This is a genomic window from Rhodococcus sp. AC861 (genome assembly GCF_979256035.1).
The window spans coordinates 339289-356785 of record NZ_CEEDMW010000003.1 but is presented as its reverse complement, the minus strand read 5'-3'; the positions used below and the strand labels follow the sequence as shown (position 1 = coordinate 356785).

Below are 17497 nucleotides of genomic sequence, written 5' to 3'. Positions count from 1 at the left end.
GTTAACCCGGCGGCGTCGGCGGCCTCGGCACTCTGGGATTGAGAAGATGCGCCACCAGCGCCGTCCACCCGGTCTGGTGACTGGCGCCGAGTCCCTCACCGGTGTCCCCGTCGAAGTATTCGCTGAACGTCGGATGCTGCGACCACAACGGATCGTCGGTCGATTCGATACGGCCACCGTCCGACGGTCGACCGGGTGACGTGCCCGTCCCGGCGCGGAACAGGTCGGCCAGTCCGCCCTCGATGATCGCGGCGGCCTCGACCAGCGTGTGCTGCTTCCCGGAGCCGGTGGGAATCTCGATGGTGAACGTGTCGCCGAAGTACCGGCCGTAGGCCCGGAGTTTGTCGGCGAGCAGCACGTTCACCGGGAACCACACCGGCCCACGCCAATTGGAGTTTCCGCCGAACATAGAGGTTCGGGACTCCCCCGGTTCGTACTCGATGGACAACGATCGTCCGTCGACGTCCATGCTCACGCCGTCGCGGTACGACGCGGACAGGGAGCGGATACCGAACGAGGACAGGAACTCCTCCGAGTCGAACATGCGCTCGAGGATGCGGCGCAGTCTGTCCGGGTCGACGAGGGCCAGCAGCATGCGCCAGGTCCCGTTGTCGTTGCGCGACATCATCGGTGAGACCAGATCGGGGCGGCGGTGCTGCAGCCAACGCAACCGGGACGTCAGGTCGGGACATTCCTTCGGCACCCACGACGGGATCTCCGTGGCACCCAGGATCGGCAGCAGTCCCACCATCGACCGCACGCGCAGCGGCACCGCGTCACCGTGGGGCGGAGCGAGCACGTCGTAGAAGAAGCCGTCCTCCTCGTGCCACAGCGACATCTGCGCGGAGCCGAACGATCCCACGGCCTCGGCGATGGAGAGAAAGTGTGCGAAGAACTTAGTGGCGACGTCGTCCCACGCGGAGTCGTAACGGGCAAGCTCGATCGCGATCTTGAACATCTGCTGGCAGTAGAAGGCCATCCAGCTGGTGGCGTCCGACTGTTCCAACCGGAACCCGGGCGGCAAGGGTTCGGAACGGTTGAACATTCCGATGTTGTCCATTCCGAGGAATCCGCCCTCGAAGATGTTGGACCCCCCGGCATCCTTGCGGTTGACCCACCACGAGAAGTTCAGCAGCAGTTTGGTGAAGACTCGTACCAGGAACTCGCGATCACGGTGCCCGTCGATGCGGTACACCTGCCACACCGCCCATGCGTGCACGGGCGGGTTGACGTCACCGAACTCCCACTCGTACGCCGGCAGTTGGCCGTTGGGATGCATCGCCCACTCACGACACATCAGGACCAACTGCTCCTTGGCGAAGTCCGGGTCGACGTGCGCGAGGGGAATGGTGTGGAACGCCAGGTCCCACGCGGCGAACCACGGGTACTCCCATTCGTCCGGCATCGAGACGACGTCCGCGAGCGAGAAATGTGACCACGCATGGTTACGCGCCGATGCGTCCAGTCGCGATCCCGGCGCCGGCGCTCCCACCGGGTCTCCCTGCGCCCACTCCCGAACGTCGTACCGGTAGAGCTGTTTACACCACAGCAGGCCGGCGTAGGCCCGTCGCGCGACGTGCCGGTCCTCGTCGGACAGGTCGGGGCCGATCACGTGGTCGTAGAACTGGTCGGCCTCCTGCGCACGGTCGGCGAGCACCGCGTCGTACCCGGGTCCGAAGGTGAACGAGTCGGGAAGGGTCGTGCCCAGTCGCAGCTTGATCCGCCGCGTCTCACCCGGCTCGATGTCGTCGAGGGAATACCAGAAGGCGCACTTGGTGCCGGTGCCGTCGGGATTGACGGCCGACTCGTCACCGTCGACGATGCGTCGACCGATGCCGTCCTTGGTGTACTCCGACAGGTTCTTCTCGGCGCCGAACAGATCGACCGCATTGGTCTCGTTGTCGCAGAACAGAACTCGTGGCGTACCCTCCGCCGCGAGGTGGTACCGGCCGAGGAAACCGTGGTCGGCACGGACGGCCGCCAGGTGCCCGGGGATGCTGTCCTGCGTGATGTCGACGATCGACGCCGTCCGGTCGTCGCGACCCCAAGACCATGTGTTGCGCAGCCAGAGGTGCGGTACGACGTCCACCGACGCCGCGTCCGGCCCGTGGTTGGTGACGTCGATGACGATGCAGACGTCCTCCGGTGACGCCTTGGCGTAGGTGATGGAGACGTCGAAGAACCGGTTCTCGTCCAGGATGCCGGTGTCGGCCAGTTCGAATTCCCGCTCCAGACGACTGCGGGCGAGGCTTCGTTCCCGCAGTTCGTCGTACGGGTACTCGGCCTGCGGGTAGCGGTAGAGCCACGACATCCAGCTGTGGGTAGGTGTCCCGTCGACGGCCCACCAGTACTCCTTGGCGTCCTCGCCGTGGTTGCCCTCACCGTTGGTGAGTCCGAACAGCCGTTCCTTGAGTATCGGGTCGCGACGGTTCCACAGCGCCACCGAGAAGTTCAGGAACCCGAACCGGTCGCAGATGCCGCCGAGTCCGTCCTCACCCCAGCGGTAGGCACGCGACCGGGCGTGATCGAAGGGGAACGACTCCCAAGCGTTGCCGTCCTCGGAGTAGTCCTCCCGCACGGTCCCCCACTGTCGACCCGCGAGGTATGGCCCCCAGATGCGCCACGCACCCTGGGCTCCGGGCGACTCCGCCAATCGGGAGTGCTCCACCGTCGGATGACGAGGTGGATCGGTCGGCGACGTTGCGACGTCTGGTGCGTTGAACGGTGGAGCGGCGTCGGTCACCGCAACAGTGTGCCCCCACCGGTGCCGTCGTGCATCGCGCCGACCGTGGAGCCGGTGACGAAACCGGCGACGAGGGAGACGAATCCCGCGATCGTGGACGCCGGACGCGACATGTCGTATCCGGTTCCCGGCGCGAGGCCCACGAGCATCCCGAGGTCGGTGGCAGCGAGCATCAGCTCCTCCTGCGTGACCGTCACACGACCGGACGTTCCCGGTCCGATCACGACGAGAGCGGGACGCCAGCTGTCGAGGGCGGTGGGGCTGCCCCCTTCGGTCATTCCGCGGTCCCATGCGGGCGACTCCCACCAGACGCCGTCATCCGTAGCGGACGGCACGGGTGTGTCCTCGAACGTGACCGATGCTGCGGGCACCGCGCCGGCTGCCGCGACGAGTGCATCCCTCGCGACGAGAGGAAGATCACCGTCGACGGCGAACAGTGGGTGCCCGGACGCGAGGACGCCGATCATAGAGATGACCGAGTCGACGCTTCCGTCCGAGACCACGGCCAACGGAGCCCGACCGGTGCGATCCCCTGCGTGTGCTCGAGCGAGCGCAGCGCCGCGGTTGTGCACGGCGACGACGAGTTCTCCGTACGTGATGGAGTCGGACCCGGAGACGAAGGCCTCGGATGCCGGAGCGACACGGGCGATGCGGTCGACGGCATCCACGACGGACGCCCGGGAGAGCGCGACGCCGCGCGGCGCGGGCCGGACGTCGGCAATTTCGAAGGGAGTTGGAGCGGACATACAGGGCACCACCCACTGCCGAACCGGTCGGCCATCAGGTCAAGGACTCCGAAAGCGTACCGGGAGTATGTTCAGGCCCGGTTGACGCGTCGGAAACCTTGTTACGGCTCACGAAGAGCCTGCATACCCCAATCGACGGCTGATATCCATCGCCGCTGTCATCGCATCCGCTGCCACCGCGGCGAAATCCTCCGGCTCCAGTCGATAGGCCGGACCGGACACGCTGAGCGCGGCGACCACTGTTCCGGTGTGGTCCCGAACAGGGGCGGACACGGCGTTGAGCCCCACCTCGAGTTCCTCGCGCACCGATGCCCATCCGACCTCGCGAACGGCCGCCAGCTCCGCTTCGAGGGCCGACAACGACGTCACCGTCGTGTCCGTGAACGACTCCAGTCGTGTCGGGAGGCGATCGCGACGATCGTCCGCCGCCAGCTCGCTCAGCAGAATCTTGCCGCTCGACGTGGCGTGGACGGGGCTTCCCTGACCGACCCAGGTGCGCAGTGCCACTTCGGACTCGGATCTCGCCTTCACGATGTTCACCGCGCGGTCACCGTCGAGAACGGCAAGGTTGGTCGTCTCCCCGACCTTCTCGGCAAGGCGGTCACAGATGTCCTGCGACGCCTTCGACAGGTCTCTCTCCGCGGTGGCAGATCCCGCAAGGCGCACGATCGAGAACCCGAGTCGGAACTTGCCCCGCTCGCCGACCTGCTCGACGTACCCACGGGCGTCGAGGACGCCGACCAGGCGGGACACGGTGGACTTGTGCACCCCGAGTTCGTCGGCGATGGCCGTGACACCGGCGCTTCCGTGACGGGCGATGATCTCGAGAACCTCGAGCGCTCGGTCCACCGACTGGACGGCACTCTTACCGGGATCGCTCGTCTTCGCCATGATGGTGTCCGATTCTATCGTCTGTCACAGACCGGGCAGTCCGACGGTGGCCGCCACGTGTCCTACGCGCCGCTGCACTGCCGCGATCTCTCGGATCGCGTCCATCACCAGGCTGCGTTCGAGCGGCGTCAGCTCCTGGAGCACCACCACGTCCGTCGGTGTCCGTCCGTCGACGATCATGGAGACCTGGTGGTCGAGGCGAAGATGCTGGAGACGGTCGAACACGTCCGTCAGCCCCGACACGTCGCGCTCCGACAGCAGGCCGTTGCCCGCCGCGGCGCGAAGCCGCGCGGGCGTCGACGCGCAGGCGACTCCCACGCTCAACCCTCCCCAGCGCGCAAGGTTCACGATCGCCGACACGGCATGCGACTTGAGATCCACCGTGGTGCCCCGCCGAGCGAGCACGTCCTTCAGGGATCGGACCCGTGCGCGGGTTCCCAGCGCGTCGCGCAGTTGGAGGCGGAGCGCGTCCGGGTAGTCGGCCGCCATCGTCGAATAGGCGTCGGGCACCGTGTGCAGCCCGGGGTCGCCCCAGACGACGCGTCCGTCGACCATCAACGACGACATGACGATGCCGCGGTCACCGAGTGGATCGTCGAGCCACCCCCGCGCCGCGGTGCGCCACTCGCGGGCGGAGCGGGAGAACCGGGGGCTGGCCGCGACGGCGTTGTTCGTGTCGGCCGGGAGTCCGCACGCATCGAGGGTGCGGTGCACGGCACGGGCGACGTCGCGCAGCGCGCCGGCGTCACTGTTCGATGTATCCGCCCACGACAGTGCGCTGTCGACATCGGACGACGGCATCGCCTCGCGCCGCCCCACACTTCCGAGGGACAGCCATGCGACGTCTCTCCCGGTGATCGGGACGGGTGACCCGGTGATGGCGAGCTCGACCGCACGTCGGACCACCGCGTCGACGACGACGGACAGGATGCCGGTCGCGGCGCTCGCGGTCGTTCCGGTCGTCCACAGGTCCACGATCAACGCGCGGATGCCTGCACTGGCCTCGATCAGGGCCGCCTCGGTCTCCGCCGCATCGAGGTCCCGACGCAACGAGAAGCTTCTCGCGGTCGAGTTGGCCAGGAGATCCGCGCTCTCGAGAACGCCGATCAACGTGCCTCTGGTGTCGATCACCAGCATGTGGTGCAGCCCGAGTTCCAGCATCTCGAGCAGCACACCTGTCGGGGTTCGATCGGCGTGCACCGAGCGTGCGGGCGAGCTGATCACGAGGTCGATCGACGCGTCCACGGACACCCCGACCGCGACGACCCGGGTCCGCAGGTCCCGGTCGGTGAAGATGCCGAACCGTCCACGCGGCAGCGGGACGACGACACACGAGGACGACTGCTCCGTCATGACGCAGACGGCATCCCGGATCGACGTTCCCGGTTCCACCGTCACGGGAGGTCTGCGGACCAGCGTGCCCACGGTCCCTCCCGCTCCGTCCGGAACGGGCGAGACGATCGACCGACCGCCGAAGGATGCGGCGATGGTGCGGGCGAGGAAGGCGATACCTGCGGGGCGGCCGAAGAACGGACGAGCGGCCGGTCCGGCGACTCTGATCACCGTGGAGTCGCGCGATGCTCTCGCCCAGAACGTGGTCCGCGCACCGACGAGCATCGCCGAGAACCCGAAGAGGCCGCCCGGCTCGATCGTCTCGAGCGGCGCGGCCCCGTCGACGTCGTCCGGATGCAGCAGGTCGACCTCGCCGGACTGCACCACCCAGACCGCGTCGATGTCGTCCACGGAGCTACCCACTACGGTCTCGCCCGCTCGGTAGGTGCTCACCGCGGAATCCTCGGCCAGCTGTTCGAGCTCGCTCGCGGTCAGCGCGTCGAACGGCGGGTGGGCGGCGAGGAAGTCCGCCGTACGTCGGATGTCGGCCTGGTCAGCCCCTGACGAGATCGGCACACCGTTCCGCCATCGTCATGACCGTGATGTTGGGGTTCACGGCGGGCAACTTGGGCATTGCCGACGCGTCGACCACGCGCAGGTTGTGGACGCCTCGCACCCGCAGTTCGGGGTCCAGCACAGCCATGGGGTCGGTGGATGCACCCATCTTGGCCGTCCCCGCCGGGTGATAGACGGTGTTGTGCGTCTTGTGGACGTAGTCGAGCAGATCGTCGTCGGTGACGGCGTCCGGGCCCGGTGCGAGCTCGCGGGCGATCCACTCCTTCAGCTGCGGCTGTTCGGCGATGCGCCGGGCGAGCTTGAGCCCGGCGAGCATGACGCGGTCGTCGTGGCCCTCGGAGTCGGTGAAATACCGCGGGTCGACCTTCGCACGGTCCCGGAAGTCCCGTGAGCGGAGTCGAACTGTTCCCCGCGAACGGCCTTGTGTCACATTGGGAGTGAGACAGAAGCCGTTGTCGGTGGTCGGGTAGCCCCAGCGCAGAGTGTTCATGTCGAACGGGACGCTGCCGTAATGCATCATCACGTCCGGATACGTCAGATTCTCCTCGGTGGTGGCGAACACGCCGATCTCCCACCACTGCGACGACGTCGTGACCATCGGCCGCGACGCCTCCCAGAACACCAGTCCCTCGACGTGGTCGTCGAGGTTCGCGCCGACTCCCGGAGAGTCGACGCGGACGGTGATCCCCATTTCGCGGAGATGCACGGACGGGCCGATCCCGGACAGCATCAACAGTTTCGGTGTGTCGATCGCGCCGGCGGTGACGATGACTTCGCGGCGGGCGGAGACCACGTCGTGGCCCGTCAGGTCGGGACGCTGGTACCGCACACCGGTCGCCGTGAGGGAATCGTCGATGACGATCTCGCTGACCCAGCACCCCGTACGCACCTCGAGATTGGGGCGCTTGTCCATGATGGGGTGCAGGTAGGCGTGCGAGGTCGACATACGCAAGCCGTCGTCGGAGGAATTGATCTGGAACCACCCGGCGCCGTTGAGCACCGTCTCACCGCGGTTGAACTGCACGGTGGGCAGTCCCACATCGGCAGCCGACTCGAGGAGAGCCGCACCGCAGGGATCCAGCGGAGGCACATCGCGCAGGGTCACCGGTCCCGTGACGCGGGAGATATACGGCGTGATGGCCGCCGCGTTCCATCCCGTGGCCCCCATGGCTTCCCAGTCGTCGAGGATGCCGGCCGGCGGATGGAACGCAATGCACGAATTATGAGAGGAGCAGCCGCCCAACACCTTCGCTCGTGCATGACGCATGAAACTGTTGCCGCGCTCCTGAGGCTCGACCGGGTAGTCCCAGTCGTAGCCGGAATCGAGGAGGTGCATCCATCGGTCGAGGACGAGGATGTCGTCGTTGCCGACGTCCGTCGGTCCCGCCTCGACGAGGCACACCGTGACCGACGGGTCCTCGCTCAGCCGAGCCGCCAGTACGCACCCTGCGGTGCCGCCTCCTGCGATCACGTAGTCGAACACGGTGTCCGTCATACTTCGTCACCTTTCGAGGTCGCGGCGTGGGACTTCAACGTACCGATATGGGACCGGCCGACGGTGAAGTACCACAGATACCCGAGGCCCAGGATGACTCCGATGTAGACGAAGGCACCCCACGTGTTGAACCACGGTGTGCCGTAGACGGATTCGCGTGGCCAGGCCAGGTTCAGTGCCATCGCGGCGCCCCAGACCACGGCGAAGATGTTCACCGGCAGTCCCCATCGGCCCATCGTGAAGTAGCCACCCTCCTTCAGATCCTTCGGTGGCCACTCTCCGCGGAGGCGCTTCTTCAGCAGCGGACCGGTGACCATCAGGTAGGCGAGATAGATCATGATGATCGCGATCGAGGTCAACACCGTGAAGATCTTGGGCTGAGCGATGTTGATGACCAGGATCAGGATGGACAGCAGACCGATCACGACCGCGGGAACGACCGGCGTCTGGTACTTGGGGTGCACGGTCGCCAACCGCTCACCGAACGGCAGGGCGTTGTCGCGTGCCATCGCGAACGTCAGGCGGATCGCCGCGGTGTGGACGGCCAGCGAGCACACGGTGACGGCGATGACGATGCAGATCAGGAAGATGTTGCCCAGAGGTCCCCACATGACCTGCTCCACGATGCCCTGCAGGCTGCCCTCCGGAGTTCCCAGAGCGGGATCGTTCAGATCCGGCGCGGCCATGATCGCGAACACCAGGATCGCCCCGCCGATGACGAAGGACGCGAGGATGGCGCGAAGAATCGCCTTCGGCGCGGTGCGGCGAGGCTCGACCGTCTCCTCGCCCAACGAACTGGCCGTGTCGAATCCGTACATCACGTATCCCGACGCGAGCGACGCGACGAGGAACGCGCCCAGATACCCGCCGCTCTCCCCCGCGCCGTAACCGTTGGTGGAGAAGAAGACGTCGGGTCCGCGAGTGATGTTGGCAGCCAAGATGATCGCGATCAGGACGGCAGCGATGAGCTCGATGAACACGCCCGTGCTGTTGATAGCCGCCATCAGTCGCACGCCGGCCGCGTTGACCACCGTCGTGAACAGGATCATGATCGCGCCGAGCACGACGGCGTTGGCGGCGTAGTCGTACTGGCCGGTGCCGTCCCCGATGATCTGGAACCCGGGCCACAGCCTGGGCAGGTTGATCTGCAGAGCCAGCACCACCGCGGACAGCGTGACGATCGACGCCGTCAACATCAGCCATCCCGACGTCCACCCGACGATGCGACTGCCGAGCAGTTTCGCCCAGTTGTAGACCGACCCGGCCACCGGGTACTTCGCGGCGAGCTCCATGAAGCACAGCGCCACGGCCATCTGGCCGACGAACACGATGGGCCACGACCACAGATAGGCGGGTCCGGCCGTGCCGAACCCGAAGTAGAACAGCTGGAACGTGCCGGTCAGGATCGAGATGTAGCTGACGCCCGCGGCGAAGCTGGCGAACTTGCCCAGACTCCTGTCGAGCGATTCCTTGTACCCGAAGTCGTCGAGACCGCCGTCGCCCGGTGACGCGCCACCGGGTAGCGGTGATCCGGACGGAGTAGTCGATGACACCATGTCGCCTCGCTCGTGTGAGAAGTGAATGAACGTCCGATTCCGGCCGGCCTCGGCCTACCCGCCGGTCGATCCCGGCCTACCCGCCGGCGCCGAACCAGTCCGCTCGCGGCGACGCGGTGTTGTTCCAGATGTGCTTGGTCTCCTGGTATTCGTGCAACCCCGCGGGTCCCAGCTCGCGGCCGTTACCCGACTTCTTGTAACCACCCCACTCCGCGGCGGCCGTGTAGTACCCGAAGTCGTTGAGCCACACGGTTCCGTGGCGCAGCCCGCGCACCATGCGTTCGCCGCGCTCGGGATCGTTGGTGCGAACGCCCGCCGCGAGTCCGTACGCGGTGTCGTTCCCCAGCCGGAGCGCCTCGGCCTCGGTGTCGAAGCGCTCGACCGTCAGTATGGGCCCGAACGTCTCGAGCTGCACGATATCCATCTCGCGTGTGCAGTGGTCGAACACGGTGGGGAGGAAGTAACTTCCGTCCGCGAGCGCAGGATCGGACGGGGCTCGTCCACCCGTGCGCAGCTGGGCACCCTCGGCGAGGGCGGTCTCGACGAACTTCTCCATCTTCTCGCGTTGTGCGGTCGAGACCAGAGGTCCCGTCTCGCTGGCGGGATCGATGCCCGGGCCCATCCTGATGGCCTCGGCCCGTCGCACGATCTCGTCGACGAATCGATCCGCCACCGAGCTCTCGACGATCAACCTCGTTCCCGCCGAGCACACCTGACCGGAATGAAGGAACACACCGGTGAGCACCTGGTCGACGGACGCGTCGAAGCTCGCCTCGTCGGCTGCATCGGCGAACACGATGTGGGGGTTCTTGCCGCCGAGTTCCACGGCGACCTTGGTGACGTGGGGTGCGGCACTCGCCAGGATGGCGCTGCCGGTGGCGAGTCCGCCGGTGAACGAGACGAAGTCGACGTCGGGGTTGTCGGTCAGCGCCGAGCCGATGGTGGCGCCGCTCCCCTGCACCAGATTGACGACGCCGGCCGGCACGCCCGCCTCCTCGAGCAGATGCGCGAAGGCGATGGTGCTGAGCGGGGTGACCTCACTGGGCTTGAGCACCATCGTGCAGCCCGCGGCGAGAGCGGGAGCGATCTTCCAGGAGATCTGCAACAGGGGGTAGTTCCACGGCGCGATCATCACGCAGACACCGATGGGCTCGTGCACGACGCGGGAGATCACGGCGGGATTGCCGACATCGACGAGTCGATCGCTCGACACGGCGGCCAGCTGGGCGTAGTACCGGAAGACCGACGTGACGTCGTCGATGTCTATCCGGCTTTCCGCGAGGGTCTTTCCGGTGTCGAGGGTTTCGATGAGCGAGAGTCGCTCCTTGTCCCGCTGCAGGAGATCGGCGACCCGTTCGAGCAGCGCGCAGCGATCGGCCATCGGCGTCGCCGGCCAGTCGCCGGCGTCGAACGCGGACCGAGCAGCCGCGACCGCAGCGCGCGCGTCGTCCGGCGATGCCTCGTCGACGGCGACCAGAACGGTGCCGGTGGCGGGGTCGACGAGGTCCCGTGTCTCACCCGACGTGGCGGAGGCCCACTCACCCCCGATGAGGAGTACGCGGTCGAACAGTGTGGCATCGAAGTCGGTGTCGTGCTCGTTCTCCAGGTTCACTGCCCCACCCTCTCACCGATCGGTCACCCCTGCAGTCGTGCGACGAGCCAGTCGTGGAAGAGGCCGATGTGATGCTCGGCAGGAACCAGCACGCCCCCGTCACGGTAGGCCCGTGAGCTCATCGCCGGTTGAGTTCGCTCACATGCGTCGAAATCCTGCAGATTGACGCGATGGAACAGCTCGACGGAGCGGCTCACGTCCGTGCCCGACGCGACGACGTCGCCGGTGTAGAGCCAGTCGCACTCCACGATCGTCCGGTCCGCCGAGACCGGGAACATCCGGTGCAGGATGACGTGATCGGGCACGAGGTTGACGAAGACCGTGGGCTTGACCGTGATGGCGTAGTACCGACGGTCCTGGTCCTCGGTCAGCGTCGGCAACGCGTCGAATCCTGCGGACCCGTCGACCGTGAACCCCTCCACGTCGGCGCCGAACTCGGCGCCGTGTCCGACGAAGTACTGGGCGGCGAGCCCGTCCGCGAACTCGGGCAGGACCTCCGTCAGTTCGGGGTGGATGGTGGCGCAGTGATAGCACTCCATGAAGTTCTCCACGATGAGCTTCCAGTTGGCCGCCACGTCGTAGACCTCGCGTCGTCCCAGTTCCAGCGACGCGATGTCGTAGCGGTCGATCGCCTCCGCCTCGCCCAACCGCTCGGTGACCGCACCGATGACGTCCTCCTCGAAGGACGGCGGATCGTCGGACACGCACAACCACGCGTATCCCGCCCATTCACGCAGGGCGACGGGTGTCAGACCCCATTCCGTGCGGTCCAACGGAGCACCCTGTGCGTCGGACAGCGACGACAGGTTCGGTGCGGCAACGAGTTTGCCGTCGAGCCCGTAGGTCCACGCGTGGTACGGGCACCGCAGGTTCCTGGTCACCGTTCCCGACTCCTCGGTGCAGATCTGCGCGCCGCGGTGCCGGCACACGTTCAGGAACGCGCGCAGCTGCCCGTCCCGCCCGCGGACCACGAGGACGCTCTCCCGTCCGACGTCGACGCGTCGGAAAGCGCCTGGAGTGGGAAGGTCGGCACTGCGCACGGCGCAGAACCACATCGCCTCGAAGACGTGCTCCTGCTCCGCCGCGAAGATGTCCGCGCTCGTGTACCAGGAACCGGGCAGGGTCCGGATCAGCGATCCTGTTCCGGCAGTTCCGGTGTCGAGCGTCGTCATGTGGTCACCATTCTCTGAGTGTCCAGGCCCGAAGAGTCGAGGCGCCGAGGGTCGAAGAGTGCGATGGGATGATCGGTGGAACCGGTCGTCGCGAGGTCCGCCAGGATCTCCCCGACCACGGGTACGAACTTGAACCCGTGGCCCGAAAAACCGCATGCCACGGTCACATTCGTGGCTTCGGGATGACGCGCGATCACGAAGTGTTCGTCCGGAGTGTTGGAGTACATGCATGTGGCCGAGTGGATATGGGGCCCGTCGAGACCGGGGACCGTCTGCAGGACCCGCGCCTGCATGTCCTCGATCTCGTGCGGATACACGGTCCGGTCGATGGTGTCCGGAGTGCATTCGATTCCCTTGCGGAAGAACGCCACTTTCACACCGCCGTCGGGACCGTCGATGGCGGGGAACCCGTAGTCCTGCATGCCGTCGGTCGCCTCGTGGATGAAGATCGGATTCTTCTCGTACGCGGCGGTTCCCGCGGAGGGACCGAACCAGTGCAGCATCTGCCGTTCCACGACGATGGGGACGGAGAACTGTTCGAGCAGGCCGGGCGCCCAGGCGCCGGGGCAGATGACGACCTGCCCCGCGGTGTAGGTCCCCTTGTCGGTGACGACGGTGACGCCTCCCCCGGACTCCTCCCAGGACAGCACCGTCTCCCCGAACTGCAGCGTGGCCCCACGATTCTCCGCCAGATCGAGGTGAGCCTGCACGGTCAGCTCGGGCCGGGCGAATCCCGCGGCGGCCTCGTACAGCGCCACCTCGTCGGAGTTCGGATCGAAGGTGGGGAATGCATCGCGCACCTGCTGGGCGTCGAGAATTTCGTGCGGCAGCGACCACTGGCGTGAGGCGAGCAGCGACCCGGCGAACGTGACGGACGTTTCCCGCCCGATGAACAGTCCCCCGGTCACCCGGTAGACCTCACGGGCCGACTCCTGCTTCAACTGCTCCCACAACTCGTAGGACCGCAGCAGCAACGGGACGTAGGCCGGGTTCTCGAAGTACGACTGGCGGATGATGCGCGACCCACCGTGGCTCGAGCCCTTGTCGTGCGCGGGTGTGAACTTCTCGAGGCCCAGGACGCGTTGCCCACGGTCGGCGAGGTGGAAGGCGGCGGCGCTGCCCATGCCGCCGAGGCCGATGACGATGACGTCGTAACTCACGGTGCTCATCTCCTGATCAGGTGGCCGGCGGGGTCGACGACGGCGTCCTCGGCGACCACCGCGTCGTACTGTCTGTCGAAATAGGACACCGTCACCGCGGCGCCCGGCTCGGCGCCGATCGGCAGCCACGCGTAGGCGATGCACCGACCGATGGTCGCCGACCATCCCGCGCTGGTCACGTATCCCACCACCGAGTCGCCGATCGAGACCGGTTCCTTGCCCAGGACCACGGAGTCGGCGTCGTCGAACACCAGGGTGCGGAGTCGCTGCGTGGCCTCGCGCGTCGCGAGCGCCGCCTTGCCTACGAAGTCCTTCGACGACTTCACGGCGAACTCCACGCCCGCCTCGATCGGAGTGTGCTCCGAGGTCATGTCGTGGCCCCAGGCCCGGTAGCCCTTCTCGAGCCGTAGGCTGTCGAATGCCAGACGGCCGGCCGCGATCACGCCGTGCGGTGTCCCGCAGTCCCACAACAGATCCCACAGCGCGCCGCCGTACTCGGCGTCGGTGTAGATCTCCCACCCCAACTCGCCGACGTACGACACGCGGAGCATCGTCACCGGGACGGCGCCCAGGTACGTCTGCACCGCGCGGAAGTACCCGAATGCCGTGTGCGAGAGATCGGCGTCGGCAACGGGTGCCACCATGTCGCGCGCCCGCGGTCCCCAGACGCCGATGCAACACGTCGCTCCGGTGACGTCGCGGACGGTGACGGCGCCGTCCGTCTCCCGTGCCCGACGCGTCAACCAGTCCAGATCGAGAGGTCCGTTCGCGCCGACCCGGTAGTGGTCGGGAGCCAGCCGGGCCACGGTCAGATCGCTGCGCACGCCGCCGTTGTCGTCGAGCACCAGCGTGTACGTCACCCGGCCGACGGTCGTGTCGACGTTGTTCGTGGTCACGTCCTGCAGGAACTGCGCGGCTCCGGGGCCCTCGACGTCGTAGCGGGTCAGCGGTGTCATGTCGAACATCGCGACCCTGGATCTGGTGACGACGGCTTCGGCGACCGCGATGTCCGAGAAGTGACGCGCCGACCACTCGTCACGGGCAGGGATGTGCATGCCCCGAGCCACGAGGTCGTCGAGTTCGGATCTGTTGCTCTCGTACCAGGCGGGCCGCTCCCAGGCCCCGCCCTGCACGAACTCGGCTCCCAGGGCCACCTCTGCCGCGTGGAACGGGCTGCGGCGCAGACCGCGCAGAGCCGATCGCTGCTGACGGGGATGGATCACGTCGTACACCTCGACGAAGGCCTGCGCGCTGGTCGTGGCGATGAACGCGGGACTGCGCTCGGCGGCTTCGAAGCGGTACAGGTCGGACTCGTGCAGGTCGACCTCGGAGCTGCCGTCGATCATGGTCTGCGCCACCGCTCGTGCGATGCCGGCCGAATGCGTGACCCACACAGCCTCGGCGACCCAGAACCCGGCCAGGTCCCGGTGTTCGCCGACGATGGACTGCCCGTCGGGTGTGAAGGAGAAGATGCCGTTGAAGCCCGACTCCACCTTCGAGTCCCCCAGGGCGGGCAGCAGGCCGGTCGATTCCAGCCACGCGGGCACGAAGTCGTCCTCGGTGAACGGGAGCATCGACGGCATGGGTGGCGGCAGGACCGACGAGGAGTCGCCGTCGTCGGCCCACGAGAGGGTGCTCATGTCCGCCGGCATCGGGTCGTGTCCGTAGTACCCGATGCCGATGCGGTCACCGTGCTCGCGGTAGTAGAGGTCGCCGTCCTGGTGCCGCAGGATCGGCAGGCTCGCATCGGAATCGCCGCGGTTGCGTCCCACCAGCGCGTCGATCCGGCCCGTGTACGCGTACTGGTGCGCCATGGGGACCAGGGGAACGGTCAGTCCGACCGTGCGGCCCAGCTCGGCTCCCCAGAAGCCGGCAGCGGACACGACGATGTCCGCGGCGATGTCGCCGTGGGGTGTTCGCACTCCCGTGACGCGCCCACCGGCGGTGAGGATCTCGGTGACCGGGCTGTGTCCTCGGAACACCGCGCCACGCGCGGTGGCCGCCGCGGCCTGGGCGGCGGCTGCCCTGACTGCGCGTGCCAGTCCGTCGGTGGGAGTGTGGAAGGCACCGAGTACACGGTCACGGTCGAGAAGTGGGTGCAGCTCCGCTGCGGTCGCCGAGTCGACGAGGTGTCCGTCGATGCCCCACGATCGAGCCCAGCCCGCTTTGCGCTGCAGGTCCGCCCAGCGCGCCGGCGTGGTGGCCACCTCGAGTCCGCCGAGCGTGTCGAAGCACGGTTCGCCCTCGTGCGTGAGTCGTCGGAACTTGTCGGCGGTGTAGGAGGCGAAGTGCGCCATCGAGCGGGACGGATTGGTCTGGAAGACCAGCCCGGGTGCGTGCGAGGTCGAGCCGCCCGTGGAGAACAGCGGACCCTGGTCGAGGACCGTGACGTTGCACCATCCGCGCATCGTCAGTTCGTCCGCCAGCGAGGTCCCGACGATTCCCGCGCCGATCACGACGACGTGGGGTGTGACGGTGCGTGGTGCCACGAGTGTCCTCCGAGTGCTGATCCTTGTAGTTGCGATGGACGCAACGCATGCTGGATTACGCAACAGACGATCGGCCTTCACGACTCCTCTGTCAACCCGGCACGCTGTGGTCCGACACACCGACTCAGCGATTGACGTGTGGACTCTCCTGGTGCAAGGTGTTGCGCAGTTCGATGATTGTTGCGCCGACCGCAACTCGTCGATCGACATCAGGGAGGCCTTCATGCCGGACACCGTTCATCGCGTCGCCGTCTGTTCCACGTCGGCGCTCCCGCCGGGCGAGGTGGTCACCGTGACACCGCCGGGCCACACCCCCATCTCGGTCTTCCACACGGACGACGGCATCTTCGCCATCGACGACACCTGCACCCATCAGGACGCGTCGCTCGCCGACGGCTGGGTCGAGAACTGCGCCGTCGAGTGCCCTCTGCACGAAGCATGCTTCGACCTGCGCACCGGCGTTCCGTCCGGCGCGCCCGCGAAGACGCCGGTGCGGACCTACGCGGTGCACGTGGACGACGGCTCGATCGTGCTCGACCTTCCCTCCTCGTGACGGCAACCCGGTCCGTCCTCGTCGTCGGCGCGTCCCTCGCCGGAGCCACCGTGGCGACGGAGTTACGCGAGCGGGGCTTCTCCGGCAGCATCACCGTGGTCGGCGACGAACCTCATCGGCCCTACGATCGGCCTCCGCTGTCCAAGGCCTTCCTGAAGGATTCGACCGCCGACCCGTGGTTGACGCCCGACGCCGACACGTCCGACATCGAGTGGATTCTCGGCACCGCGGCGGTGGACATCAGCGGACGCACGGTGACGTTGTCCGACGGTCGCGAACTGTCGGCCGATGTCGCGGTGATCGCGACGGGCGCGAGAGCACGGACACTGCTCGGCGCGGCCGAACTCCGCGGTGTCCACACGTTGCGAACCCTCGACGACGCGACGGCCCTGCGTGAGTCGATGGCCACGGCGCGGACGATGGTGGTGATCGGTGCCGGCTTCATCGGAGCCGAGGTGGCATCCACCGCAGCATCCCTCGGGATCACGGTCACGATCGTGGAAGCATCGACCCAGCCACTGTCCGGTCCCCTGGGACTGAACATGGCGGCGATCTGCGTCGACCTCCACCGTGCGAACGGCGTGACCGTGCTACTGGGTGCCGCCGTGGATTCCCTGCAGGGGCACGGCGGCGCCGTGTCGTCCGTCCTCCTGGGCGACGGCACCGAACTGCAGGCCGACGTCGTCGTGATCGGAATCGGCGCTGTTCCCAACACCGAGTGGGCGGCGGCGTCCGGTCTGGCGATCGACGGCGGGTTCGTCACCGATGCGCAGTGCCGCACCACCGTGCCCGGCGTCTACGCGATCGGTGACTGTGCCCGCACGTTCGACGACGTGCTCCAGGATCACCACCGCAGCGAGCACTGGTCGCACGCCGTCGCCCAGGCCCGTCATGTCGCCGGATCCATCGTCGGCGAACCACCGCCGGAGGGAGCGACCCTCCCGTACTTCTGGTCGGATCAGTACGGTGCGCGCATCCAGTTCGCGGGACGTCGTCAGGCCACCGACGACGTGCGGGTGGTCGAGGGCAGCCCCGACGACGGCTCGTTCGTCGCGGTATACGAGCGAGCCGACCGTGTCGTCGCGGTCCTGGCGATGAACAATGCGCGATCGTTCACTCGCCGACGGAAGGCGTTGGCGGCCTCGATGACGACCGACGCATAGCAATCCGTT

General features: G+C 67.3%; 12 protein-coding genes. 2 read left to right on the top strand and 10 right to left on the bottom strand.

Annotation, left to right across the window (positions count from 1 at the left end; translation table 11 throughout):
• Position 1 precedes the first annotated feature (1 nt).
• The 10 genes from AC0IX4_RS11190 to AC0IX4_RS11145 form a co-directional block, all read right to left on the bottom strand.
• On the bottom strand, positions 2–2743 hold the full coding sequence (locus tag AC0IX4_RS11190) for an MGH1-like glycoside hydrolase domain-containing protein (RefSeq protein ID WP_231568546.1): 2742 nt from the start codon (positions 2741–2743) through the stop codon (positions 2–4).
• Positions 2740–3489 carry a hypothetical protein gene (locus tag AC0IX4_RS11185; RefSeq protein ID WP_471828985.1) on the bottom strand — a complete coding sequence of 250 codons (750 nt, stop codon included), beginning with the start codon at positions 3487–3489 and terminating at the stop codon, positions 2740–2742. Before AC0IX4_RS11185 ends, AC0IX4_RS11190 begins: the two co-directional genes overlap by 4 nt.
• 108 nt (positions 3490–3597) lie before the next feature.
• A complete protein-coding gene (locus AC0IX4_RS11180; RefSeq protein WP_471828984.1) occupies positions 3598–4380 on the bottom strand; it encodes an IclR family transcriptional regulator in 783 nt (260 codons plus the stop codon).
• A gap of 24 nt (positions 4381–4404) precedes the next feature.
• The gene (locus tag AC0IX4_RS11175; RefSeq protein ID WP_471828983.1) at positions 4405–6288 is read right to left on the bottom strand and encodes a DUF294 nucleotidyltransferase-like domain-containing protein; all 1884 of its coding nucleotides are present in this window, start codon (positions 6286–6288) and stop codon (positions 4405–4407) included.
• Entirely contained in the window at positions 6266–7783 is a 1518-nt protein-coding gene (locus tag AC0IX4_RS11170; protein ID WP_471828982.1) for a GMC family oxidoreductase, read from the bottom strand. The genes AC0IX4_RS11175 and AC0IX4_RS11170 overlap by 23 nt, the downstream gene beginning before the upstream one ends.
• Positions 7780–9339, bottom strand: coding sequence for an APC family permease (locus tag AC0IX4_RS11165; RefSeq protein ID WP_471828981.1), 1560 nt, complete (start codon positions 9337–9339; stop codon positions 7780–7782). Before AC0IX4_RS11165 ends, AC0IX4_RS11170 begins: the two co-directional genes overlap by 4 nt.
• A gap of 76 nt (positions 9340–9415) precedes the next feature.
• Positions 9416–10909, bottom strand: a complete 1494-nt coding sequence (locus AC0IX4_RS11160; protein WP_471829308.1) for an aldehyde dehydrogenase family protein — start codon at positions 10907–10909, stop codon at positions 9416–9418.
• Between the two features lie 65 nt (positions 10910–10974).
• Positions 10975–12123 carry an aromatic ring-hydroxylating oxygenase subunit alpha gene (locus AC0IX4_RS11155; protein WP_471828980.1) on the bottom strand — a complete coding sequence of 383 codons (1149 nt, stop codon included), beginning with the start codon at positions 12121–12123 and terminating at the stop codon, positions 10975–10977.
• Positions 12120–13292: an N-methyl-L-tryptophan oxidase gene (gene solA, locus AC0IX4_RS11150; protein WP_471828979.1), complete on the bottom strand. Its 1173-nt coding sequence runs from the start codon at positions 13290–13292 to the stop codon at positions 12120–12122. The genes AC0IX4_RS11155 and solA overlap by 4 nt, the downstream gene beginning before the upstream one ends.
• A complete protein-coding gene (locus AC0IX4_RS11145; RefSeq protein WP_471828978.1) occupies positions 13289–15772 on the bottom strand; it encodes a GcvT family protein in 2484 nt (827 codons plus the stop codon). The genes solA and AC0IX4_RS11145 overlap by 4 nt, the downstream gene beginning before the upstream one ends.
• Positions 15773–15995: 223 nt before the next feature.
• Here AC0IX4_RS11145 and AC0IX4_RS11140 point away from each other — a divergent pair, with 223 nt between their 5' ends.
• Positions 15996–16325: a bifunctional 3-phenylpropionate/cinnamic acid dioxygenase ferredoxin subunit gene (locus AC0IX4_RS11140; RefSeq protein ID WP_042572708.1), complete on the top strand. Its 330-nt coding sequence runs from the start codon at positions 15996–15998 to the stop codon at positions 16323–16325.
• Positions 16322–17488, top strand: coding sequence for an NAD(P)/FAD-dependent oxidoreductase (locus AC0IX4_RS11135; protein ID WP_056074543.1), 1167 nt, complete (start codon positions 16322–16324; stop codon positions 17486–17488). The genes AC0IX4_RS11140 and AC0IX4_RS11135 overlap by 4 nt, the downstream gene beginning before the upstream one ends.
• The last annotated feature ends 9 nt before the right edge of the window (positions 17489–17497 follow it).